The following is a 22,470-nucleotide window of genomic DNA, read 5'->3' on the forward strand; positions in this document are numbered from 1 at the left end:
CAATCCTTAAAGCCATTCCGCCGAGCCGCCGCTCATCAGGCGTTTGAGATGGCGTCTGGCATGAAACATCCGTGTTTTCACCGTGTCGACGGGACAGGCCATGATCTCGGCGATCTCGCGATAGCCCATCTCGTGAAAGTAGGTGAGATCGACAACCGCGCGATGATCGGCCGACAATTGCTGCATGGCTTCCAGCAACAGGCGTTCGCGTTGGCCCCGCCAGATCGCCTCATCGGATGAGACGCTGTCCTCATCGGGCGAGTCCACCGGTCGATATTCGACCGGATCGTCGACCTTGCGCAGCGCCTTCATCGCCTTGCGGTAGGCGATGCCGAAGATCCAGGTCGACAGCTTGCTCGCCCCGCGAAAACTGGCAGGCTTTTCCCACACCGCTATCATCGTATCGTTCAGGACCTCCTCGACAACCTGGGGCCGCCGGGTGAGATTGATCAGGAACCGGGCGAGCCGCGCGTGAAAGTGGCGATACAGTTCCTCGAACGCCCGCTCGTCGCCCCCCCTGGATGCGAGCAAGCAGCGCCAATTGCTCGGCTGCCGTAGCAGACGAATGCTGCCGCCCTTTTCGTGCCTCGGCTTCGCTCAAGTTTTCCTCACAAGCCCTTGAACATAAGTACCGCCAGAAGGCCTGCCGGTTCAACGAAAGAGCGAAACTGGCGCGCCGGCGATGCGCAGCCGCGGAATTCCGTTTCGCCATGAACCAATCGGCCGCGTGCCGGAACTCAGCCTGCAAGACAGGACAAGGTAATCATGAAGTACACGAAGATTCTCGCCGTGCTGTGTTTGGTGTCGTCGCCGGTGCTCGCTCAGGCTCCCGATTGGAGCCAGGCAGCGCAAGTGACGGTCACTCTAACGAGCTTCCATTTCGACCCAGGGACCGTGCACCTCCATGCAGGCCAGCCGGTCGTCCTGCATCTCGTCAACGGTGGGTCCGGCGGACATAATTTCAGCGCCCCCGAATTTTTCGCCGCAGCGCAAATCCGCGCTCAGGATCAGGCTTCGGTGCGAAAGGGAACTGTCGAAGTCTCTGGACACGGGGCCACGGATATCGCCCTCGTACCGCGCACTGGAACCTACAAGCTCAATTGCACGCACATGATGCACTCGGCATTCGGCATGAAGGGCGAGATCGTCGTCGATTGAGCCCGCATTGGGCGGAAGGCCGGCGCAAATGTCAGCCGCGCCGGCCGACTATGACGAACAGACCGCCTTCGCCGCCAAGGCTCCACATCCAGCCGATCTGCGCGAGCAGCGATTCCAGCGGCCACTCGTCTTCGGCCGGTGCGAGCAGGTCGTCGGGTTCGTGCCCGATCTGCGTCGAAGGGTAGGTGGAGACGAAATCGATCGCCTCATCGCGAAACCAGCGGCGTACCTCTGCCAGGCTGTGCCGGTGTTCCTCGGGGTGCTGGTATTGGTCGCGCAGCCAGGCTTCGCGCCGCGCCGGTTCTGCTCCGCGGTCGCGTAGCACCGGGTCGAACGGGATCCAGCGATAGGCGGTCGCCCGCGCGACCAGCCGGCGCAGTCGCAGGGGCAGTCGCGCATAGCGGTTGTAGAGGCCGAGGATGATATGCCCGCCGGGTTTCACGGCCCTGACCACGCTGGCGAAGGCGGCGCGCGGGTCCGGCGTATGATGAAGGACGCCCGAGCAATAGACCACGTCGAAGGCAGCATCGCGCAGCGGCAGGCAGGCGAGGTCGCACTCCACGAAGTCGATCCGGCGTGTGCCGTAGCGACGTGCCGCCGCCGCGCCCAATGTCAGCGCTGCGCGCGACAGATCGAGCGCCACCACTCGCCGATCGGCGCGGGCGAGGTATAGGCTCATCTGGCCGGTTCCGCAGCCGATCTCGGCAATCGTCGCGTCGCCGGGCAGCGAAGTGTCGAGCAGGCGTGCGAAGGCGCTGCGCTCGGCGCGGCCGCGCAGCCAGGTCAGACTGTCGTTGGGCGGATAACCGGGGAAAGGCGCGGCGTCGTAGAAATGGCGAACGACCGTGGTCTGTTCTTCGAGTTCCAGCCGCAGGTGCGGGATGCCGTCATGCGTATGCCAGTGCTCGCCACAAGCCGTGCAGCGCAGCATCTCGTCCAACGCAGCACGGCAGATCGGGCAGGCAAGCAGCTCCCAAGTCACCTCGACCATTCAGAAGATCGAGTAGATGAACGGCGCCAGCGCCTCGACCCCGGCTGCCAGGATCAGCAGGAAGCCGGTCAGGCAGAGGAACACGGCGAGCGGCATGACCAGCTTCTTGTCCGATCCGCCGCGCCACAGGCTGCGCGCGAATTCGCCGGTCGAGCCGAAGGCGCTGCCCAGCACAAGCAACTGACGCCGCAGTCGGCCTTTCTTCTTGATCATGCCACTTCCTCAATGTCGACGGTGGGTTGCGTGTCCTGCCCTCGCTTGCGCAAGCGGGTGTTGCCGGCGACGAGGACGTCGATGCCGCTGCGACGAAATGTCGAGTAGCCTTCTTCGGCGCTGCAGACGATCGGCTCTCCGGCGAGGTTGAGCGAGGTGTTGAGCAGCACGGGGACGCCGCTGATCCGGCCATAGGCGGCGACGAGATCATAGAGGCGAGAGGCAAAGTCGCGCGTGATCGTCTGGACGCGCGCGGTGCCGTCGACGTGGGTCACTGCGGCCAGCCGCTCGCGCCATTCGGGCCGCACGGGGAATACGCCCGACATGAAGCGCGCGAGCCGTGCTCCGCCGGGCGGGAGCTCGAAATAGCGGTCTGCCTCGTCTTCGAGCACGACCGGGGCGAAGGGGCGGAATTCCTCGCGGTACTTGATGTCGCGGTTGAGCCGGTCGCGCGTAGCCGCATCGTGCGGCGCGGCGAGCAGGCTGCGGTGGCCGAGCGCGCGCGGCCCGAACTCGCAGCGGCCTTCCATCCAGCCGACGATTCGCCCCGCGGCGAGATCGCGCGCGGTGTCCTCGATCAGCTCTGCGTCATCCGGCATGTCGCAGGGCAAGCCATCTTCCGTGCCGATCCGGGCGAGCGCCGCGCCGTCGGGCTCGGGACCCCAGAACGGGTGATCGGGAACGGCGCGATCGGGCTGGCCGAAATGGAGCCGGTCGGCCCAGAGCGCCGCCCCCAGGGCGCAGCCGGCATCGCCGGGCGCGGGCGGGACGAAGACACGCGCGAAGCCGGATTCGCGCAGGATGCGCGCATTGGCCACGCCGTTCAGCGCCACGCCGCCGCCGAGGCAGAGATCTTTCAGGCCGGTCCGCTGATGCAGGTCGCGGGCGAGGTCGACGAGCACGTCCTCGAGCACGCGCTGCACGCTGGCGGCGATGTCGGCGAAGCGGCGGCCTTCGGCGCTGGCGAAATCGATCGGCTCGTAGCGGTTGCGCGGCGGCCCGAACAACGCGACGAATTTGTCCGAATAGGATCGCCGCGCGCTCGAATGAAACTCGAAGTAGTCGAGGTCGAGTCGGAAGGCGCCGTCTGTGGTGCGCCGGATCAGCCGCCACACCGCGTCGGTCATGCTCGGCTCGCCATAGGCAGCGAGCCCCATGACCTTGTACTCGCCCTCGTTCACCGGAAAGCCGAGATAGGCGGTGAACGTCGAATAGAGCATGCCCAGCGAGTGCGGAAAGCGGATTTCGCGGTCGATCGCGATACGCGTGCCGGCGGGGCCGCGTTCGCCTCGCCCGACAGTGAGCGTCGCCCATTCGCCGACGCCGTCGGCCGTAAGGATCGCCGCGCGTTCGGTCGGCGCGGTGAGAAAGGTGGCCGCGGCGTGCGATTGGTGGTGCTCGGTGAACAGCACCTTGCGGCCAGGCAAGCCGAGCTGCGAGGTGATCACCCCGCGCACCCACGCCTTCTCGCCGAGCATGTTTTTGATCGCTTGCGGAAATGCGTGGTACGAGCGCGGGAAGGTCCGCAGTGCCATGGTCAGCACCCGGTCGAACTTCAGCATCGGCTTTTCGTAGAATACGACCGCATCGAGGTCTTTGGGCTCGATCCCGGCGTGGTCGAGGCAGTATTCGATTGCGCCGATGGGAAAGGCGGCGTCGTTCTTGCGGCGCGAGAGGCGTTCCTCCTGCACCGCCGCCACCGGCATCCCGTCTATCAACAGCGCTGCGGCCGCATCGTGGTAATGCGCGGAGAGGCCGAGGATCTTCATGTCAGAACTGGCTCCCGAGATCGCGCGCCTCTTCGGGCCGACACTTGCTCCAGCCCTCGGGCTCTCGCCGCGCCGCGCGCTTGGCGATCCAGGCGAAAGGCGGCACCAGGATGAAGTACTGCAGCGTCAGGATCACCGAGCCCATCAGGTTGCCGATCCCGGCCGCGATCCGCAGGTACCCCTTCCAGAGCCGGCCCAGCCGCGCGCGCCAGAGCAGCCAGCCTTGCTTGCGCGGCGCGATCCGGCCCAGTTCCTGTCGCGTGTAGGTCATGTGGAAGGCCTCGTCCTTGACGATGTGTGAGAACACATCGCGCGTCTCGGCGTCGCTGCCCACGGCCCGGCCGTAGGTCGCGAACTGCCGGGCGGCGGAGCGTTCGGACAAGTGCAGGAAGGCGAGAAGTGCTGCGTCTCGCCCGCGCTCGATCTCGACGTCGTCTAGCCCCCGTTCGCCGGGAGTCAGCCAGTCGCTCTGCCGGCCGGCCTCGTTCCCGCCGCTCGAGCGCAGGAGAGCGATGCCTCGGCTGCGAAAGATTTCCGCATGGCGCCGTTCGTCGAGCGCGTGGCGCAAATAGCGCCGTCGTAGCCGCGCGTCGCCGGTCAACTCGGCCGCGCGGGCGAGATCGCGGCCGCCATCGGCTTCGACTTCGGCGAAGCGCAGGAGGCGCAGGCCCCGGCGAAGCGGGTCTCGCCAGATCCAGCGCTGGATCAGGTTGAGCGATACCCGCATCACAGCTAGTCTCCCCCTTGCCCAAATACCGCGAGGCCGGGAAGCATGACGATGTCGACGGGGGGCCTGCGGGGGACCAAAGTCTCGGCCGTGCTCGCAAACTTTGGCCTCGTGGCGCTCGGCGTCGCCTGTCTCCTCGTGGCGCTAGCGATGGACGTGCACTGGTCGGAACGGCATTTCCTGCCGGTCTGGACCTGGACCTGGGAAACCCAGCTGCGCATCGTGCTGATCCTTCGGCTGTTGATCGGGACGGTCGGACTGGTCCTTGTGTTCCTCCTGCGCCCCTGGTTGGTTCAAGCCTGTCTGGCCGGCCGGGCTTTGTCGGCCCTGGGTTCGATCGCGCGTGTCGTATTGGCGGTCCTCGCCGCACTCGTGGCCACCGAACTGATCCTGCGCACGCAGACCTGGCGCGCGGCGCAAGAGCAGTTCGGCCTCGTCGATCCGCTGCGCATCCCTGACGGTGAATTCGGCTGGAGCTTTGCCGCGAATCGGGCCGCGACCGTCATGCTCGACGGACGCCCTGTGCACTACGCTACCGGTCCTTTCGGCTATCGCGCAGCCCGCGTCGGCGCGGTGCCCGATTTCACCCGGTCGACGATCGTCATCGCCGGAGAATCGATCGTTTTCGGCTATGGCCTGGACTGGCCGGATACGATCCCGGCCCAGGTTCAGGCGAAGACCGGTATCCAGACCGCGAACATTGGGGTGAATGCCCAGGCCACGGATCAGGTCTACATGCGCCTGCGCCGCGAGCTGCCGCGTTTCAAGCGCCCTGTGGCGGTAGTGATCCCGTTCATGCCGCGGCTGCTCGACCGCAATCTTGACGTCGACAAACCATATCTCGACGCGGCGCTACGCTGGCATGCTGCGGGGCCGCCGCCTATCCGGCTGGTCGAGCTGACGCGCCGCCTGCTCCGCTACCGCGACCCTGCCGACATTGCCCGGGGCGAGGCGACCACCTCGGCAGTGCTGAAGGGCGCGATCGCTGCCGCTGAGGCGCGCGGGGCACGGGCGATCGTGCTTGTCCCGCAATACCTTCCCGAAGAGCCCGTCGAGCGTCGTATCCGGCATGAGGTCCTTGACCGTGCCGGCATCCCCTATCTGCTGGTGCCGATCCCGCCGCAATGGCGCAGTCCGACACACTATCACCCGACCCGCGAAGGCGCGCTGAGGATTGCCGAGCGGATCAGCGAGGACCTTTCGAACAACGATAAAGCTATCCTCGTCGATGCCGATCATCATATGGTCACACATATGGGATCAATCCTCATGGGCGAGCATTCTGGAGGATAGTGGCGCCAACGGCGCGGTCCGAAGATTGACCCGACAAGGAAAGGTTGCACTTAGCGATGCCATCTCCGAAACATCAAATTGGGATTATCGTCGGCAGCCTTCGGCGCGACAGCATCAATCGCAAGATCGCGAACTCCATCGCCGCTTTCACCAGCGACTGGCTCGAGTGCGATTTCATCGAAATCGGTGATCTACCGCTTTACAATGAGGACGATGAAGGAAATCCGGCACCGGCGGTCCAGACATTCCGAGATCGGGTCAGGGTGGTCGACGGCGTGCTATTCGTCACGCCAGAATACAATCGCGGCGTGCCGGGCGTGCTCAAGAATGCGATCGATATCGGGTCACGCCCCTATGGTCAGAGCGTATGGGACAAAAAACCCGCAGCGGTCGTCACGGTGTCGCCCGGCGCCATTGGCGGTTTCGGTTCCAACCACCACCTCCGGCAATATAGCGTGTTTCTGAACATGCCGATGATGCAGCAGCCGGAGGCCTATATCGGTCAGGTCGGTGGTGAGAGCTTCGATACGACCGGCCAACTCAGGGATGGACCGTTAAAAGATTTGGTGATCAAAGTTGCTCAGGCATTCGCCGACTGGGTGGATTTGATCATTCGCGGTAAAATGCTGATTTCGGAGGACGCGGCGCACAGCGCCAGATCATGAGCCGGAAATCTCGATTATAGGCCTGCTTACGCCTTAGTTTTCTCCGAAAACGCTTTGCCATGTCGAAGCGCGCCTGGGCTTTCGGGTTTGCCAAGGAAACGGTCCTGCAAGCGCGCCGCAGGTACGATAAGAGTGCGGAATGGCAAGCATCGACTCGACTCGGCGCAGATCTTTGGGGGGAGCAGCCATGGCGGCCGTGGTTAGGCCAATTCCGAGCATCGCCGGGGCAGCGGGACTGTCCGGGAGCGCCAGATGCATTCGCTCGGACCGTGATCGGCGTGGGCGGCCATGAGCGGCAGGGCGGCCTAGAGAGCCGTGGCGGACTATGTCTTCAAGCCGCACGAGAAACCGACGCTGCCGGGATCGCCGGCAAACCCCGATCACCCGGCCCAGCGGAGGCTCGTCTACTTTCTTATCGGCTGCCTGATCGGCATCACCGGCGGGCTAGGCAATGCGCTGGTCACGGTCAATCTGAACTTCGCGCAAGGCACGCTGGGGCTCAACACCGATGAGAGCGCCTGGCTGACGGGCGCCTATTTCATGACCAACGTGACGGCCAACCTGCTCCTGGTAAAATACCGCCAGCAGTTCGGCCTGCAGCCTTTCATCCGCTACACCCTGGCCGCCTATGCCGCGACGACGGCGATGCATCTGATCGTCCACGATTTCGCGACGTCGGTCTCCGTCCGGGCAATGAGCGGCGTCGCGGCGAGCGGACTGACGACGCTGACCATCCTCTATTTCTTCCAGGCCATGCCCGCGCCCAAGCGGTTGGCGGCGGTCATGATCGGCATCTGCATACCCCAGCTGGCGACGCCGCTGGCGCGCGCGCTTTCGCCGCATCTCCTCGACTGGGGGGGACTGGCACAATCTCTACTGGTTCGAGCTCGGCATGACCCTGGCGACCTTGGCCGCGGTCTCGGCGCTGCCGCTGCCGCCCAGCGAGCGCGAGAAGGCGTTCGAGCCGCTCGATTTCCTCACTTTCACCTTGCTGGCGCCCGGGCTCTGGCTGCTGATCGCGGTGCTGTCCGAGGGCCGGATCGAATGGTGGACCGAACGCCCCTGGATGGGCTGGGCGCTCGCCGCCAGCATCGTGCTGATCGCGGCGGCAGTGCTTATCGAGCATCACCGCTGCAACCCGCTGATCAACACCCGTTGGCTGAGTACGCGCCAGATGGTGCGATTGATCCTGGTTGCCGCCTCGATCCGCGTCCTGCTGTCCGAGCAGTCGTTCGGTTCGGCCGGACTGCTGGGTGTCGTCGGCATGCTCAATGACCAGATGGTTACGCTGAACCTGATCGTCGTCGCGGCGTCGATCGCCGGCCTCGCCACCGCTGTGCTGACCTTTCGTCCCGCTCAGCTGCCGCAGCCGGTCATCATCGCGGTGGTCCTGATCGCGATCGGGTCGTTCATGGACGCCGATGCGAGCAATCTGACGCGGCCGAGCAGCTTCTATTTCAGCCAGGCGCTGATCGGCTTCGCCTCGCTACTGTTCCTCGCCCAGTTGATGGTGATCGGCATCGCCCGGACGCTGCTGGCGGGCGGGCGCAACTTCATCAGCTTCGTCGTGCTGTTCAGCCTGAGCCAGAGCGTTGGCGGGCTGATCGGCACGGCCTTGCTCGGCACCTTCCAGACCGCGCGCGAGAAGTATCATTCGCACGAGCTCGTCCAGAACATCGTCGCGTCCGACCCACAGGTCGCTGCGCGGCTGGGCGCGGGCGGCCGGGTGGTGGCCGGCACGATCGGCGATCCGGCATTGCGCAGTGCTGAAGGCGCCGCGATTCTCAGCCAGCAGGTCACGCGCGAGGCCAATATCCTGGCTTACAACGACGTCTTCTTCCTCGTCGGCGTGCTCGCGGTGCTGGTCGTGATCTGGGGCCTGCTGATCCGTCACTCGATCTTGCGCCGCCGCGAACCTTCGCCGGTGGTACAGCTTCAGGAGGCGCTTCAGGCCAAGGCCCTGGCGCAGCAGGCAGAGGCGCAACAGGGGCAATGACATGAACGACGAGCCCAGGACGGATACCGAATCCGAACCGCCGGCCGCGGCCGAAGAACCCATGGTCCAGCCGCCGTCGGACCTGGAACCGGAACCGGCACCGACGCCCGAGCCGCCGGTCGAAAGCCCGCCCTCGATGTGGCGGCCCGCGCCCAAGTCGCGTCCCATGGTCATAGCCATCGTCGCGCTGACGGTCTGCGCGGTCCTGGCGGTGCTCTACGCCTGGCGTCTGCCTCCTTTCGCCGGCTGGTCGGAAAAGACCGACAACGCCTATGTGCGCGGCTGGGTGACGATTATCAGTCCGCAGGTCAGCGGCTATGTCACCCAGGTCCCCGTGCAGGATTTCGCCGAAGTGAAAGCCGGCCAGGTACTCGCCACGATCGACGACCGCATCTACCGCGCGCGGGTCGAGCAGGCGCGGGCCAATGTCGCGTCGCAGGAGGCTTCGCTCGCCAATCTGAGCCAGGCGCAGCGCTCGCGCGAGGTGGCGATCGAAAGCCAGGATGCCGGCATTGCCAATGCCCAGGCCCAGCTCGTCCGCGCCCAGGCAGACATGCGGCGCGCGCAGGCGCTGGTCGCCGACGGCTCGATCTCGACCCGCGAGTTCGACCAGACGCGCGCGGCGCTGCTCGCAGCCCAGGCCGCCGTGCAGCAGGCCAAGGCGAGCCGCGCCATCGGCACGCAGGACGTGCGCACGGTGGTGGTCGCTCGCGGCGGGCTCGAGGCCTCGGTTGAGGCGGCGAAGGCGCAGCTGCGCCTCGCCCAGATCGACCTCGACAACACGATCATCCGTGCGCCCAGCGACGGCCAGCTCTCCGAAATCGGCGTCCGCCTTGGTGCCTATGTCACCGCCGGCACGCAGTTGCTGTCGATCGTGCCGCACAACGTTTGGGTCATCGCCAACTTCAAGGAAGCGCAGACGCGCCGCATGGCGATCGGCCAGCCGGCACGGTTCCGGGTCGATGCGTTGGGCGGTGCCGCGCTGAATGGCCGGGTCGAGAACCTGTCGCCGGCGGCAGGCTCCGAGTTCGCGGTGCTCAAGGCCGACAACGCCACGGGCAATTTCGTGAAAGTGGCCCAGCGCATTGCGGTGCGGATCGCGATCGATCCGGGGCAGGCGTTGACGGCGCGGCTGCGGCCGGGGATGTCGGTCGAAGTCAATATCGACACCCACCGCGGATCGCGCCAGTGACTATAGGCCGGCTCGCAGCGATGGCGATTCTCGCCGCGGCGCTCGCCGCCTGTGCGGGCCCGAAGGTCGCGACGGTCGCGGTGCCCCCGGTCAGACCGCCGGACGCCTGGCGGACCGACAGCGGCACTGCCGCGCCGCTCCAGCAGGACTGGTGGCAGGCATTCGGCGATCCGGCGATGACCGCGCTCATCGAGCAGGCGCTGGCGAACAATACCGACATAGCGATCGCCGCCGGCCGCGTGCGCGAGGCGCATGCCAATTTCGCGCTCGCCCGAGCGCAGTTGTTGCCGACGGTCGACGCGACGATCAGCGGCGCACGGTTGCGCGCGGTCAATCCCTTCGGCCTGCCGTCGAAGCAGTGGTTCGGCCAGCCGCAGGTCCAGGCGGCCTACGAAGCCGACCTGTTCGGCCGCCTCGCCGATCAGGCCTCGGCGGCACGCAGCAGCTATTTCGCGAGCGAGGCAGCGCATGATGCAGTGCGCCTCTCGATCGCCTCTGCCGTGGCCAACGGCTACGTCACCCTGCGCAATCTCGACGCGCGACTGGAGGTGGCGCGCGAGACGGTGCGCGCTCGATCGGAATCGCTGGGGATCGCGCGGTCGCGCGTCGGGCGTGGCTATTCGCCCAAGCTAGAGCTCGAGCAGGCCCAGGCGGAATACGATGCCACGGCCCAGATCGTGCCGCAGATCGAGCTCGCCATGGCACGGATCGAGAACGGCCTGAGCCAGCTGGTCGGTGACACGCCCCATGCCATATCCCGCGGCGTCGCGCTCGACCGGCTGGCAGCGCCCGCTGTGCCCGCGGGCCTGCCGTCCGAACTGCTGCGCCGGCGGCCCGATGTCGCCCAGGCCGAATATCAGCTCGCCGCGACGGACAGCAATCTTGCGGCGGCGCGCAAGCGCTTCCTGCCGCAGGTCCGCCTCACCGCGTCGCTGGGCGCCACCTTCTCCACGCTGTTCGACCCGATCACGATCTGGTCGGTCGGCGGCAGCATACTCTCTCCGCTCTTCGAGGGCGGCCGGCTGACCGCGCAGGCCGAGGTTGCGGGCGCTCAGCGCGACCAGGCCGCATTCGCCTATCGCCGCACCGCGCTGACCGCCTTCCGCGAGGTCGAGGATGCGCTGGCTGCGGTCAGGCTGACCGACATGCAGGTAGCTTCGGCCCAGTCGCAGCGCGATGCTCTGGCAGAGGGCCTCCGGCTGGCGACCAACCGCTACCGCGAGGGCTATTCGCCGTATCTCGAGCAGCTCGATGCCCAGCGCGGCCTGCTTGGCGCGGAGTTGTCGCTGATCCAGCTCCGCGCCGATGCGCTGTCGGCGCGCATCCAGCTGTTCCAGGCCTTGGGAGGAGGTTGGGACATTTGTGCGACGGGGGAGGCATCCTGTCCGCCAAGCCAATCGATCAAATCCGTTCGCTAGGGGTCGGAGACTGTCGCCGACTCAGCGGCCGCGTCAGGGCAATCCGAGCGGAGGTGGCGTACGTCGGCCAGACGGCTGGAACTCGGTGATCGCGAGCCCAGTCTGGAAGGAAACGGAAGCAAAGAAGTGGCGGAGACGGAGGGAAGCGAATATATGTTATAAATAATTGAAAACAAATGATTAAATAAACTCATCTTTTTGAGCCCCACACTCAACCCCACAAACGTTCAAAATCATCCGCGCACATCAGGGGGCGAAGATGTGGGATCCAAACCTTCTGGCTACGCATTTGGCAGGGATTGTCGCATGAGTTCGTTCGATCGGCACTAACGTCAACGCACGAAAGCCACCATCGTTCAGCACTCCAGGATGAGATATTTGCCCGGTTTCTCGATCAGTAGGTCGGTCGAGTTCTCAAGCCGCAAGGCTGCGGCGTCATTATGATCTAATAAAATATCCCTGATCTCTGCGTGCCCTTCTAGAACTAAAACATACACAGGCCTGCCGGACACGATGGTCCAGGATATTGGTTCTGCAGCTCGATTTTCTAGGCGCGTTACGCCGGTCTCGCCAGATAGCCACCGATCCGCCTGTCCGTGGCCGTCATGCCCTGCCAGTACTATTTGGTCGGTTACTCGGCCACGCCGCAGCGTTGGCATGCCGAGATCATCAGTTCGGTTGAACCAGATTTCAATCAACTCGGCCGTCTGATCGCCGCAGTTACGAAATCCGAAGTCACCCCCTGTCCTCATTGCCAGGACAGCGAACTCACCTCTGCCCAATGTAACGCGCCGATCTGCGCAGATGATGTCCAAGCGTCCTTCTTCGACGAAGATTACCACTTCCATGGCACCGAGGAAGTAGGGCTCGCGCGCGCCGCCTGGCTTGAGCGAGATGGTGTTGAGCATTCTAAGTGCTCCCCAATTCACCCGATCGAGAGACTGGTAGGGACCGAAGCAAAAATGATGCGCTGCTTGCGCACCATTGAAGTCGGTGAAGCCAAGATCCTCTGCGTTTCGCTTCTCAATCATGTCGATGCCACTGTGCTGCTCAAGTTATGCGGCGACTGAAGGATCAACGTAACGTTCAAGATCCGGTGTCCCACGAAGTGACTGTCCTGCCGTCTCTGGGAGAAACGGCAATGCGGCCATCCCTACTACGCAGGCCGCCATCATGGCATAGGCCGGGACCAAGACATCGCCCGTGGCGCCTATCGCCCAGGAATTTAGCGCTGGTGCGGTTCCCCCCGAAAAGCGAAGTCGAAATATTATACGCAATCGCCACTCCTGCAAACCGAACCGGCGTAGGAAACATGGCAGGAAAGGTAGACGAGATCGTTGCGAGTTGCGGAACGTAAAGCAGTCCGAGGACGCCAAATCCCAGCACGGCTCCAAAAAGTCCCGTTGCCATGAGGTGATAGGCTGGGATCGCCATAGCCACGAGGCCGCCGAGCGATAACCACCAGAGCGGCTTTCGTCCAACCCGATCCGACAGTGCGCCAACAGGGGGAATGAAGACCATCATGAAAAGCATGCCGATAATGGGCACGTAGAGGGCTTCCTCAGCTGAGAGGCCGAGGCGCAGCTGAAGGTAGGTCGGCATGTAGCTCAAGAGCGTGTAATTTACGACATTGAGCGCGATGACGAGTAGAATCAGGACCAGCACCGGGCGCCTATAATTTCGAAGAAGATTGCCAATCTCAAGCATGTGGCCGGGCTTGTTTGCACGGGATCGCTGTACTTCGCGAAACACCGGCGAGTCTTCAATTTGCGATCGAAGGTAAAGGCCGGCGAGACCGAGCGGGGCCGCCACGAAAAACGGCAGCCGCCATCCCCATTCATGCATAGCCTGCTCGCCGAGCACTGTCGCGAAGCCGAGCATGAGCAATGCACCGAGCGAAAAGCCCGCCAGTGTTCCCACCTCCAGAAAGCTGCCATAGAACCCCCGTCGGTTGTCGGGCGAGTACTCGGCCATGAATGTCGCTGCCCCGCCGTACTCGCCGCCCGTTGAGAAACCTTGGACGAGCCGCAACACCACCAACAGCGCCGGAGCCCAGATACCAATGGAAGTATAAGTTGGAACTAGGCCGATTCCGAGCGTCGCGATCGACATTATGACGATTGTCGAGGCCAGGACGTTCTTGCGTCCATAGCGATCGCCAAGCGGGCCCCAGAAGAGTCCTCCCAGCGGCCTTACTAGGAACGAGATCGCAAAAGTCGTGAGCGCAAATAGGGTCGCTTCGGCGGTCGATCCCGGAAACAGCGCTGCTGAAATGTACGACACACCGTAGGCATAAATGCCGTAGTCGAACCATTCCGTCGCATTCCCGATAGCGGATGCCGCGATAGCCCGGTGCAGTGTAGCCCGCGAAGGTGGCTTGCGAGACGAGGATGTCGCGTTGTGCAGCATCAATGCGACCTCGCCGGTTCGGGTTCGGCGCGCGTGATGCGGCGGCGTTCGAAATCGCTACTCCCAGGCCTTTGATAAAGCTGAAGTCCGAACTGCGGAAGAATCGCGAGAAGGTGATCGAAAATATCGGCCTGAATAGCTTCATAGCGCGACCATTCTACAGTAGCGGCAAAACAGTAAATCTGAATCGGAAGCCCTTCTGGTCCGGGCGAAAGTTGCCGAACGATTTTCGTCATATCCTTGCGAAGTAATGGGTGATCGGAAATGTATCCCTCGATATATGCGCGAAAGGTGCCGATATTGGTCAGTTTGCGGTAATTTACCGCGTCGTGGCCGCAAGCGGAAAGTTCATCGTTCCAGTTCTCAAGCTCGCGCTGCTTGTCTTCGATATAGTCAGCAAGCTGTTTGAAGCGGGCAAGATTGACTTTGTCGTCGGAAGACAGGAACCGCACGCTGGTCTGGTCGACATCGAGGGAGCGCATAATCCGCCTTGCTCCAGCATCCTTCATGCCCCGCCAATTGCGAAACGGCTCCGCGATGAGGCGGTGGGTCGGTATCGTCGTGATGGTTTTGTCGAAATTCTGAACTTTGACCGTATGGAGGGCGATGTCCACCACGTCGCCGTCCGCTTCGAACTTTGGTGCTTCAATCCAGTCCCCGACGCGAAGCATGTCGTTCGACGTCAACTGTACCGATGCCACGAGCGATAGGATGGTGTCCTTGAAAACCAGCATCAGGACAGCGGCCATCGCACCCAGGCTCGACAGCAAAAGCAGTGGTGACTGGTCCATCAGCACGGCAACGACCAAGATGGCGGCCGCGCCAAAAAGGATGATCTTCGCGACCTGGACATATCCCTTGATCGGTCGGCTTCCCGCCTGTGGACGGCTCTGGTAAAATCCATTTATCGCGTCGAGTGCGGCGCTCAACGCAAGCGTCAGAGCGAATACGATTGCCGCATGGGCTACATTTTGAATCAAGGTAATCGCATCGACCGATAGATGCGGAACAAGCACGATTCCGCGCGAAATGACTATTGCAGGCAACACGGTTGCCAACCGCCGCGCGAACGGTTCGAAGTACGCCGTACCTGTTTTCAAGCCGAGCCGCTCCAGGCCCCTGTCGATCATCCGCAAAATGATGCGCTTGAGGAGGAAGTTCACGCCAATCGCGGCGGTTACCAGAAGCGTCAGGCCTGAAAGCATCTGCGCCCATGAAGGCCAGCGGCCCAACAGAATAAATAGGTCATCCATCTACGTTCTCGCTTCCCCCGAAAGCGGATCCAACTTGGCGATGAGAGGCGTGGTGCGCGGCATAAACTGAAACCGGCGCTGCCGAGCGCCGGGCACCGGAGGGTTTGCAAGCAACCGGTAGCACGCAAAGAGAAGAAGTCCGGAGGCGCACAGACCGACAAACAGGAACAGACCTCGCGCGCCGCCGAAATCCATAAATAGGGCGCCCGGCAGTGGTCCCCCTGCGGCACCGAGCGAATAGACGAGGACAAGTCCCCCAGTCGCGCTGACACGCTGTGTCGGCTTCAGCCGATCGTTCAAGTGAGCGACGCAAAGAGGGTAGAGTGCGAAGCACGCACCTCCGAACAACGCTCCTGCCATCATAAGTTCGCCGCGCCCCTTGGCGGCTACGAAAATCGCGAGACTTATGGCGAGCGTCGCGGCAAAGGTTGCGACTATCACCTTTCGGCGATCAAATAGGTCCGACAGCCGTCCCAAAGGCCATTGGAACGCTATTCCGCCGATTATGGTGGCGCTCATGAATAATGCGGTGCCCGCGTCGGCCAAACCCACGCCGCGAGCAAAGACCGCCCCGAGGCCGTAAAAAGCACCCAGCATTACTCCTGTCGTTCCGGCCCCGACGACTGCGAGCGGCGATGCCTGATAGAGGCGATGCAGGCGCATGATCCGCCCGATCGGCGGAGCAGGGGCCGGCATCGGCGTCAGGGCAACGGGCAAGACGGCAAGCGACAAGAGGATGGATGCGGCGATGAAGGGAATTGATGGCCACGCATGGCCAAGAGTGAGCAGCAATTGGCCGACGGCCTGACCAGCGTAGAGCGCGATCATGTAAAACGCCATGACTCGCCCGCGGGACTCTGGCGCAGCCCGCTCATTGAGCCAGCTTTCCAGGCACACGAATACGCCCGCCATGCAAAATCCCTCGATCAGCCTGAGGAAAAACCAGAAAATGGCGTCCAACTGGATCGCGTAGGCAATGGAGGTGGCCGAAAAGAGCGAAACAAAGGCGGCGAAGGCGCGAATGTGACCCACGAGACCGACCACACTGAAAGCGAGAATGGAACCTAGGGCCAGGCCGCCGAAGTAAGCCGTCGCGACCACTCCGACGATCAGGGCGGGCTCGCCGGCCGCCTGGAGTCGCAGGCTTACCAGCGTGGCCAGAAAGCCGCTTCCCGACATCAGCATGAAGATGGCGAGAAGCAGCGTTGCGATGGATCGAACGGTTTGCAATGGGTGCTCCGGGATCGGATGCAGGACGAGCCCTTCTTCGAGGCGCGTCAACAGATCGTCGCGATTTCGAGGGGCGGTGGTCGGCGGATCAGGTGCACGTGCTTGCGCGTAGCAATGAACTCCGGCCGTGCCGTCGTAGCGCCAAACGGCGCGACCAATCGATTGCAGGCGGCATTGTAGACGATAAACGCATTGGCGCGCGGGAAAGGTGTGATGTTTCCGTTAGAACCGTGCATTGCATTGCAGTCGAACACGATGACGGTCCCCGCCGTACCCGTAGCTGCAGCGATCCCGCGATCAGTGGCGAGTTCAGCCAAAGTATCCATGTCCGGAACTCCAACTTCCTGCTTCTTGAGCGAGGAAAGGTAGTTTTCATCCGGCGTCTCGCCTGCGCAGGCATAATAGTGTTGATGCGATCCCGGGATTATCATCAATGGGCCGTTCGTTTCGCTGTTGGGCGCGAGAAGGATCGACATCGACAGTGCACGCATTTCCGGCATTCCGTCCTCGACGTGCCAAGTCTCGAAGTCCGAATGCCAATAGAACTCGCGCCCAACGAAGCCGGGCTTGTAATTCAACCGCGACTGATGAACGTAAATGTCATCATCGAGCAGGAACTGAGCGATGCTGGTGAGGCGGGGGTCGCTGGCGAGCCGAGCCATTGTCTCGTTTTGACGATGGATCATGAAAATGGATCGGATTTCGCGCGATCCCGGTTCGCTGATGATCGTCTCGGGATCGAGCGCTCGGGGGTCCGAGAGCAGCCGCGTCCCCGCTTGTTGGAGGGCCTCGATCTCGGCGGGATCGAATATGCTGTCCAGGATCAGGTAGCCATCGGTCTCGAAACGCGCGGTTTCCTCGCGTGTAAGCGGACAATCTTTGCGCCAGCGGCCCCGGACAACGGGTTCAAGCCGTGGCAGCACAGCCGGCGCCACGCCGCGGCGTGAGGGATAGTGATCGGGCAATGATTTCCTCCTGCGCCACTTCCTCAGCATACGGCTTTTTCGCCGGCGGCGCTGGGGCGCCGATAGGCACCGCTAGCATCGTGGGTCTCATCGCCAGCAAGGGGCGGATTGAATACGCAAACCGTAACAAGTTCGCTTTTCGCGCTAAGTCTGTGCCGGTCGTGCTGATCGAGCGCATAGAGCGTGCCAGGCTTCAGGTCGTGGGTTTCGCCGGTTGCAAGATCCTCGATACTGCCCTTGCCGCTGATGACGAATACGGCTTCCACATGATGCCGATAATGAAAGGTCCACTGTCCGCCTGCTTCCAGCGTCGTGACATGGAAAGAGAATCCCATGCCATCTTCGGCGAGAAGTAGCCTGCTGCTTTCCCACCCGCGGTCCCTGATGTTGCGTGCCGAGCGGCGAATATCCGAAAGGGTCTTTATGAGCATCGGTCTGGTCCCCTCAAGCCGCCGCGCCGTAAGCCGGCGTCATCACTTCATCGAAGGCATCCGCGAGCAGCGCGAGGCCGTTCGCGAGGATTTCGTCATCGATTGTCAATGGGGCGAGTACCTTGACCACTTCGTCGTGCGGGCCGCTGGTTTCTATGATGATGCCTTTATCGAATGCCGCGGCGGTGATTTCGCTTGCTAGCTTGCCAGACCCGACGTCGATTCCTCTCATCATGCCGCGGCCCTTGACGCTCGCCAGCTCGCCATAACGAGAGGCAATCTGCTCCAAGCCACTCTTCAGAATGTCCGAGCGCCGCCGAATGTCCTGTTGAAAGTTTTCGTTCCTCCAGAAATGCCGTAGCGCTGCCGTCGCCGTGACGAATGCATGGCAATTGCCGCGAAACGTTCCGTTGTGTTCGCCAGGTTCCCACACGTCGAGATCGGGCTTGAAAAGGGTAAGGGCAAATGGGAGTCCCATGCCGGACAAGGATTTTGCGAGGGTAACGATGTCCGGGGCAATGCCTGCCTGCTCGAAGCTGAAGAAATGCCCCGTCCGACCGCACCCTGCCTGAATATCGTCGATGATCAGAAGGGCACCATGCTCCTTGGCAATGCGCGCAATTTTGCGAAGCCATTTGGCTGAGGCGACGTTGAGGCCGCCTTCGCCCTGAACGGTCTCGACAAGAAACGCAGCAGGAGCGTCAAGTCCGCTGGACGGATCGCTGAGCCGCTGTTGAAGAAGTTCGGCGGTATCTACATCTTCGCCGAAGTATCCGTCATAGGGTTCGTGACTGACATGGGTGAGGGGAATGCCGGCACCGCCCCGCTTGCCGGTATTGCCCGTGCAGGCCAGCGCACCCAGGGTCATACCGTGAAAGCCGTTGGTAAAGGCGATCACATGCTGTCGGCCTGTAATCTTGCGTGCGAGTTTGAGCGCGGCTTCGACAGCGTTGGTGCCGGTGGGGCCTGTAAACATTGCTTTGAAGCTGAGTCCTCTCGGCTCCAAGATTGTGCTGTTCAGCTCAGTCAGGAATGCGGCTTTTGCCCGGGTGTGGAGATCGAGGCTGTGGGCGATCCCGTCCTCGCGTATATATTCGAGCAGTGCATCCCTCAGGACCGGGTGATTGTGCCCGTAGTTTAGAGTCGAGCATCCTGAAAGAAAATCGAGGTAGCGGCCTCCCTGGTCGTCGGTCATCCAGGGGCCTTCTGCGGTCGTGAATTCTCGCGGCATTGCGCGCGAATAGGTTCGAACCCGAGATTCCATTTTTTTGTAAATTGGGAAATCGGACCGCGTTGCCGAGGGCTGTGGAGATTTCTTCATGAGAGTCCTTTTCAGTATAGAATTAGGTGGCGCGATCAGAGCGGGCCTATGGCGATCAGCTTTTCGCTTTCGTGCTGCCCCCCAAAGTGTTGCCCCTGGTCGAACCAAGCGATTTCGAAGACTTGGGCTTGGCGTCGTTTGGCGAACCGCGCGAACATGCGCCGGGAAGCCTCGTTCGATGGCGTGACGGTCGTCTTCACCCAGGCTGGGGCTGACGGGTCCTGCCGCGAGAGCAGCGCTTCGAGCATTGCGACCCCAAGACCCGATCCTCTTGCGCCTTCGCGGACCGCGACTTGCCAGACGAACATGGTTTCAGGCTGATCAGGAGGACGATATCCCGATATCCAACCTTCAAGCGCGCCATCTTTCTCTGCAACGACGCAGGTGCCGGCAAAGTGCGTGCACTGAAGCAAAGTGCAATAAAGTGAATTGGCATCAAGGGGCGGAGACGCCGCGATGAGCGCTGAGACCGCTCGAGCGTCGTCAATCGTTGGCGTGCGGAACACATGGTCGCGGCCGACATGCTCGGCCGGAACGGCGGAGGGGCGAGCGCTCAGGCCCGCGCAGCCGCTATCAATCAAGGTATTTCCCCCGTCTTGTTATTTTCGAGTTCGAAATAAATTTCACCGACTCATATGCACGAGTCGGCGCTTAGGTAGGTATAATATCTCGATAAATCAAGAGATAACCGAAGGCCCTACCTGAAACCGCAGAGAGTTTTTGCCCATAACCCTTTGGTATCCGAAATAAAAATCTCGTTTGTCAGGTCGTTGAGGCAGGTTTAGCTGGATGCGTGATCGAGCCGCGCACCGAATCCGCCCTCCGCGCTATCCGTCGTGTCCTGCGAGCAGCGGAAATGAGCGAGAAGAAGCTTGCTTCTGCGACAGGCCTGACGCCGTCGCAGCTGGTCGTACTGCAGGAGGTCGCGCGCGATGGGGAAACCTTCGCCGGAGCGATCGCCAGTGCCGTTCAATTCAGTCAGGCTACTGTGACGAGCATCGTCGACCGGCTCGTCGAGCGGGAGTTCGTCGTTCGTAGTCGCCGTGAAAAGGACCGTAGACAGGTCTGGGTGACGATTACCGATGCAGGGCGGGCGGTGTTGAATTCGGCGCCGGATGTGATGCAGGATCGCTTCCAAGATCGGTTTGCACGGTTGCCCGATTGGGAGCAGGCCATGATCGTCGCCATGTTGGAGCGGCTCACAGCGCTTCTCAACGCCGACCAGATCGATGCCGCGCCGGTTATTGACGCCGGCGCGATCGATAGGATAGCGCCGGCCTAGTATCTCTGCTGCTTGTCACTTCCCCATTAGACGGTACAGCCCGGGTTCATAGTAGCGATGGTAATTCAAAGACTTAGTCTAGGTCTCGGATCGTTGCACCGGTTGTCATGTTGGGCACAAATCACGCTTTTGCCTCATTCCCGTTTATACGGGAACTGGCCGTTCGATTGGCCATCGGCACTTCTCGGAGCCGGTCTGAATAAAAAATTTGGGAGCAAATCATGAACTTTTTCAAACCCGCCCTAGTGGCTGTTGCCGTAGTGCTTTTGCCGAGCGTTGCTTCAGCTCAAGCCACTCCTCCGACAATGCCCGTACCGAATCTGTCGGCGGGCGTAGTCGTATATGATCCGCAAGGCGCCGAAGTCGGCAGGATCGTCAGCGCTGCGGGCGATAGTGTCGTCCTCGATACCGGCACGAACAAGGCAACCTTACCTAAGAATGTGTTCGGCGTCAGTGCCAAAGGACCTACGGTCAATGCGACACGCGGGCAAATCGATGCGATGGTAGCGGCCGCCTCTGCGAAGGCGAACGCTGCGCTCGAGGCTGCCCTGGTTCCCGGCGCCGAAGTCAAAGGCAGTGCTGGTGCGCTCATCGGCACCATAAAGGACGTGTCCGGCGATAACGTAACGATCGACCGCGCCGCCGGTCCGGTGCGAATTGCACGAAAGGCCTTTACTGTAGGCCCGCATGGCCTGACCATTTCGCTCACGACCGCTGAACTCGAAGCTGCGGCGCAAGCTGCAACGCAACCCCCATCGGGCGGGGCCTCCTGAGGCCTCGGACAGGGGGCTGGGCTTTCGCTAGCCCCGAGCCGAACCGCTACCTGCCAAAAGCCTCGAAGCGCTTGCGGGACCCTATCACGCAGCCATGCCGATCGCTGCGCCTTCGTTTAGATCGGCGCGGTATCTCACGAGAGCCTCCGGCATCTCCCGTCGCACAAAATCGAGCATGCTTTCGCGAATGTCGCAGCGCAGGTCGAACGCCGTAGATGCGTCCTTTGCCGTCATGAGTGCCCGGATCTCGATAGATTCGGGCCGCGCGTCGGTCACTTGCAGATTGAAGAAACGGCCATCCCACCGCTCATTTACTGTGACAAGCTCTTCAAGCTTGGTGCGCAGCCGCGGCACATCGACCGTTGCGTCGAAATACCAGATCACGTTGCCGAGGATCTGACTGGTATGCCGGGTCCAATTTTGAAAGCTGTTCTCGAGAAATTTGGAGATAGGCACAATGAGGCGGCGCTCGTCCCAGATTTTTACGACAGCGTAAGTCAGACGAATTTCCTCTATGCGTCCCCACTCGCCATCCATGATAACTACGTCGTCGATACTTATCGGCTCGGTCACCGCCATCTGAACGCCTGCGATGAGGTTCTTCAGCGCCGGCTGCGCCGCTGCACCCACGGCCAACGCTGCAAGGCCTGCCGAAGCAATCAGTGTCACGCCTATGCTGCGAACGCTGGGAATGCTCATCAGCATCATGCAGAATGTAATCAGCAGCACGATGAATACGGCGATCCGATATAAAATACCGGCCCTGGTCTGACGGCGTCTGGCCCGCAGGTTGTCGGCGACCGTGGTATCGGCCTTTGCTTGGACGAAGTCGAGCACCACCCCGAGCAGCGCGATTCCGGTCCAGCCGAACAAACCTGGCATCACCAGACCAGCGCCCCTGTTCCAGGCTTCGGTGCCCTGTCGCGAGAGCGACAGCGCGGGTTGCGTCGCGGTCACCGCGAAGGCCAAAAACAGCCAGCGCGACGGTGCGCGGAGCCTGCGCACAAAGAAATTGTCCGTCGGCGTCTTCGTGCGCTCTGCAGCCCGATCAAGGAGCCTGTAGAGAATGTAGTGCGCCGCGATGCTTGCCAATGCGACTGCGGTTAAGGTGCTCAAACTCCATAGCCACGGCGGGAGAGCGGCTGCGAACCGGTCCATGTCGTCTCCATCGATTGGTGGGAATTATTTCAAAACCAATCCAGGCACGCCATTGTTCCTCGTGCTGTCGTTTTCGACACACGCCGTACGAGCTGTCGTGCCCGATGAGACGGCCTCCCGCACAGGGGTTTCGTGGCTATCGTCGCCGGACCGGTATTGAAAAGCCCCGTTCGAGCGCGCCGATCCGGCAAACGTTGCAGGCCTGGCCGCCATGGTGTGAATCCTG

22 protein-coding genes and 1 pseudogene are annotated in these 22,470 nt (G+C 62.2%); 8 read left to right on the plus strand and 15 right to left on the minus strand.

Annotation, left to right across the window (positions count from 1 at the left end; genetic code table 11):
- Positions 1-6: 6 nt before the first annotated feature.
- The gene (locus KRR38_RS27495; protein WP_217406588.1) at positions 7-531 is read right to left on the minus strand and encodes an RNA polymerase sigma factor; all 525 of its coding nucleotides are present in this window, start codon (positions 529-531) and stop codon (positions 7-9) included.
- Between the two features lie 234 nt (positions 532-765).
- Here KRR38_RS27495 and KRR38_RS27500 point away from each other — a divergent pair, with 234 nt between their 5' ends.
- Complete coding sequence (locus tag KRR38_RS27500; RefSeq protein ID WP_217406589.1) at positions 766-1,158, plus strand: cupredoxin domain-containing protein; 393 nt, start codon at positions 766-768, stop codon at positions 1,156-1,158.
- A 31-nt stretch (positions 1,159-1,189) separates the two neighbouring features.
- Here the strand turns inward: KRR38_RS27500 and KRR38_RS27505 are convergent, their stop codons facing one another.
- Genes KRR38_RS27505 through KRR38_RS27520 form a run of 4 tightly spaced genes read right to left on the minus strand, consistent with a single transcriptional unit; the run spans position 1,190 to position 4,858 of the window.
- Positions 1,190-2,149 carry a methyltransferase domain-containing protein gene (locus KRR38_RS27505; RefSeq protein WP_217406590.1) on the minus strand — a complete coding sequence of 320 codons (960 nt, stop codon included), beginning with the start codon at positions 2,147-2,149 and terminating at the stop codon, positions 1,190-1,192.
- Complete coding sequence (locus KRR38_RS27510; RefSeq protein ID WP_254515000.1) at positions 2,150-2,362, minus strand: DUF5989 family protein; 213 nt, start codon at positions 2,360-2,362, stop codon at positions 2,150-2,152. It lies immediately after the preceding gene.
- Complete coding sequence (locus KRR38_RS27515) at positions 2,359-4,131, minus strand: carbamoyltransferase N-terminal domain-containing protein (protein WP_217406591.1); 1,773 nt, start codon at positions 4,129-4,131, stop codon at positions 2,359-2,361. Before KRR38_RS27515 ends, KRR38_RS27510 begins: the two co-directional genes overlap by 4 nt.
- Position 4,132: 1 nt before the next feature.
- Positions 4,133-4,858 (minus strand): ferritin-like domain-containing protein, encoded by a 726-nt coding sequence (locus KRR38_RS27520; RefSeq protein ID WP_217406592.1) that lies wholly within the window; start codon positions 4,856-4,858, stop codon positions 4,133-4,135.
- A 51-nt stretch (positions 4,859-4,909) separates the two neighbouring features.
- On the opposite strand from KRR38_RS27520, the gene KRR38_RS27525 reads away from it, so the two are divergent.
- Entirely contained in the window at positions 4,910-6,151 is a 1,242-nt protein-coding gene (locus KRR38_RS27525) for a hypothetical protein (RefSeq protein WP_217406593.1), read from the plus strand.
- A gap of 44 nt (positions 6,152-6,195) precedes the next feature.
- A complete protein-coding gene (locus tag KRR38_RS27530) occupies positions 6,196-6,816 on the plus strand; it encodes an NADPH-dependent FMN reductase (RefSeq protein WP_254515001.1) in 621 nt (206 codons plus the stop codon).
- A 444-nt stretch (positions 6,817-7,260) separates the two neighbouring features.
- Here KRR38_RS27530 and KRR38_RS36500 read toward each other — a convergent pair whose 3' ends face one another.
- The gene (locus KRR38_RS36500; RefSeq protein WP_254515002.1) at positions 7,261-7,479 is read right to left on the minus strand and encodes a hypothetical protein; all 219 of its coding nucleotides are present in this window, start codon (positions 7,477-7,479) and stop codon (positions 7,261-7,263) included.
- 229 nt (positions 7,480-7,708) lie between these two features.
- Here KRR38_RS36500 and KRR38_RS27535 point away from each other — a divergent pair, with 229 nt between their 5' ends.
- The 3 genes from KRR38_RS27535 (at position 7,709) to KRR38_RS27545 (ending at position 11,422) form a co-directional block, all read left to right on the plus strand.
- Positions 7,709-8,812 carry a hypothetical protein gene (locus tag KRR38_RS27535; RefSeq protein ID WP_254515003.1) on the plus strand — a complete coding sequence of 368 codons (1,104 nt, stop codon included), beginning with the start codon at positions 7,709-7,711 and terminating at the stop codon, positions 8,810-8,812.
- A gap of 61 nt (positions 8,813-8,873) precedes the next feature.
- Complete coding sequence (locus tag KRR38_RS27540) at positions 8,874-10,004, plus strand: HlyD family secretion protein (protein WP_217407496.1); 1,131 nt, start codon at positions 8,874-8,876, stop codon at positions 10,002-10,004.
- Positions 10,001-11,422, plus strand: coding sequence for an efflux transporter outer membrane subunit (locus tag KRR38_RS27545; RefSeq protein ID WP_309141154.1), 1,422 nt, complete (start codon positions 10,001-10,003; stop codon positions 11,420-11,422). Before KRR38_RS27540 ends, KRR38_RS27545 begins: the two co-directional genes overlap by 4 nt.
- Before the next feature lie 356 nt (positions 11,423-11,778).
- Here the strand turns inward: KRR38_RS27545 and KRR38_RS27550 are convergent, their stop codons facing one another.
- The 8 genes and pseudogenes from KRR38_RS27550 to ectA form a co-directional block, all read right to left on the minus strand.
- Positions 11,779-12,453 carry a hypothetical protein gene (locus KRR38_RS27550; protein ID WP_217406594.1) on the minus strand — a complete coding sequence of 225 codons (675 nt, stop codon included), beginning with the start codon at positions 12,451-12,453 and terminating at the stop codon, positions 11,779-11,781.
- A 24-nt stretch (positions 12,454-12,477) separates the two neighbouring features.
- A pseudogene (locus tag KRR38_RS27555) lies at positions 12,478-13,831 on the minus strand (MFS transporter).
- Complete coding sequence (locus tag KRR38_RS27560; RefSeq protein ID WP_217406595.1) at positions 13,831-15,084, minus strand: mechanosensitive ion channel family protein; 1,254 nt, start codon at positions 15,082-15,084, stop codon at positions 13,831-13,833. The pseudogene KRR38_RS27555 and the gene KRR38_RS27560 overlap by 1 nt, the downstream one beginning before the upstream one ends.
- A complete protein-coding gene (locus KRR38_RS27565; protein WP_217407498.1) occupies positions 15,085-16,269 on the minus strand; it encodes an MFS transporter in 1,185 nt (394 codons plus the stop codon).
- A 92-nt stretch (positions 16,270-16,361) separates the two neighbouring features.
- On the minus strand, positions 16,362-17,279 hold the full coding sequence (gene thpD / locus KRR38_RS27570; RefSeq protein WP_254515004.1) for an ectoine hydroxylase: 918 nt from the start codon (positions 17,277-17,279) through the stop codon (positions 16,362-16,364).
- Positions 17,280-17,302: 23 nt separating this feature from the next.
- Positions 17,303-17,710 carry an ectoine synthase gene (locus tag KRR38_RS27575; protein ID WP_217406597.1) on the minus strand — a complete coding sequence of 136 codons (408 nt, stop codon included), beginning with the start codon at positions 17,708-17,710 and terminating at the stop codon, positions 17,303-17,305.
- 13 nt (positions 17,711-17,723) lie between these two features.
- Positions 17,724-19,031: a diaminobutyrate--2-oxoglutarate transaminase gene (gene ectB, locus KRR38_RS27580; RefSeq protein WP_217406598.1), complete on the minus strand. Its 1,308-nt coding sequence runs from the start codon at positions 19,029-19,031 to the stop codon at positions 17,724-17,726.
- Between the two features lie 35 nt (positions 19,032-19,066).
- Positions 19,067-19,612 carry a diaminobutyrate acetyltransferase gene (ectA, locus tag KRR38_RS27585; protein ID WP_254515005.1) on the minus strand — a complete coding sequence of 182 codons (546 nt, stop codon included), beginning with the start codon at positions 19,610-19,612 and terminating at the stop codon, positions 19,067-19,069.
- A 275-nt stretch (positions 19,613-19,887) separates the two neighbouring features.
- Between ectA and KRR38_RS27590 the strand changes: the two genes are divergently transcribed.
- Together KRR38_RS27590 and KRR38_RS27595 are read left to right on the plus strand one after the other, a co-directional pair.
- Positions 19,888-20,313 (plus strand): MarR family winged helix-turn-helix transcriptional regulator, encoded by a 426-nt coding sequence (locus KRR38_RS27590; RefSeq protein WP_217406599.1) that lies wholly within the window; start codon positions 19,888-19,890, stop codon positions 20,311-20,313.
- 221 nt (positions 20,314-20,534) lie between these two features.
- Positions 20,535-21,086 (plus strand): hypothetical protein, encoded by a 552-nt coding sequence (locus tag KRR38_RS27595; RefSeq protein ID WP_217406600.1) that lies wholly within the window; start codon positions 20,535-20,537, stop codon positions 21,084-21,086.
- Positions 21,087-21,170: 84 nt separating this feature from the next.
- On the opposite strand, the gene KRR38_RS27600 is transcribed toward KRR38_RS27595, so the two are convergent.
- On the minus strand, positions 21,171-22,244 hold the full coding sequence (locus KRR38_RS27600; protein WP_217406601.1) for a mechanosensitive ion channel family protein: 1,074 nt from the start codon (positions 22,242-22,244) through the stop codon (positions 21,171-21,173).
- Between the last annotated feature and the right edge of the window lie 226 nt (positions 22,245-22,470).

Source organism: Novosphingobium sp. G106, assembly GCF_019075875.1.
GTDB lineage: Bacteria > Pseudomonadota > Alphaproteobacteria > Sphingomonadales > Sphingomonadaceae > Novosphingobium.

Bases quoted from the DNA above. Each gene is read 5' to 3' on its own strand.
- KRR38_RS27515 (WP_217406591.1), bottom strand. From the start codon at position 4,131: ATGAAGATCCTCGGCCTCTCCGCGCATTACCACGATGCGGCCGCAGCG.
- KRR38_RS27505 (WP_217406590.1), bottom strand. From the start codon at position 2,149: ATGGTCGAGGTGACTTGGGAGCTGCTTGCCTGCCCGATCTGCCGTGCT.
- KRR38_RS27525 (WP_217406593.1), top strand. From the start codon at position 4,910: ATGTCGACGGGGGGCCTGCGGGGGACCAAAGTCTCGGCCGTGCTCGCA.
- KRR38_RS27590 (WP_217406599.1), top strand. From the start codon at position 19,888: ATGAGCGAGAAGAAGCTTGCTTCTGCGACAGGCCTGACGCCGTCGCAG.
- KRR38_RS27520 (WP_217406592.1), bottom strand. From the start codon at position 4,858: ATGCGGGTATCGCTCAACCTGATCCAGCGCTGGATCTGGCGAGACCCG.
- KRR38_RS27540 (WP_217407496.1), top strand. From the start codon at position 8,874: ATGGTCCAGCCGCCGTCGGACCTGGAACCGGAACCGGCACCGACGCCC.
- KRR38_RS27600 (WP_217406601.1), bottom strand. From the start codon at position 22,244: ATGGACCGGTTCGCAGCCGCTCTCCCGCCGTGGCTATGGAGTTTGAGC.
- KRR38_RS27510 (WP_254515000.1), bottom strand. From the start codon at position 2,362: ATGATCAAGAAGAAAGGCCGACTGCGGCGTCAGTTGCTTGTGCTGGGC.
- KRR38_RS27565 (WP_217407498.1), bottom strand. From the start codon at position 16,269: ATGCTGATGTCGGGAAGCGGCTTTCTGGCCACGCTGGTAAGCCTGCGA.
- KRR38_RS27560 (WP_217406595.1), bottom strand. From the start codon at position 15,084: ATGGATGACCTATTTATTCTGTTGGGCCGCTGGCCTTCATGGGCGCAG.
- ectB (WP_217406598.1), bottom strand. From the start codon at position 19,031: ATGAAGAAATCTCCACAGCCCTCGGCAACGCGGTCCGATTTCCCAATT.
- KRR38_RS27535 (WP_254515003.1), top strand. From the start codon at position 7,709: ATGACCCTGGCGACCTTGGCCGCGGTCTCGGCGCTGCCGCTGCCGCCC.
- KRR38_RS27575 (WP_217406597.1), bottom strand. From the start codon at position 17,710: ATGCTCATAAAGACCCTTTCGGATATTCGCCGCTCGGCACGCAACATC.
- KRR38_RS27595 (WP_217406600.1), top strand. From the start codon at position 20,535: ATGAACTTTTTCAAACCCGCCCTAGTGGCTGTTGCCGTAGTGCTTTTG.
- KRR38_RS27500 (WP_217406589.1), top strand. From the start codon at position 766: ATGAAGTACACGAAGATTCTCGCCGTGCTGTGTTTGGTGTCGTCGCCG.
- KRR38_RS27550 (WP_217406594.1), bottom strand. From the start codon at position 12,453: ATGATTGAGAAGCGAAACGCAGAGGATCTTGGCTTCACCGACTTCAAT.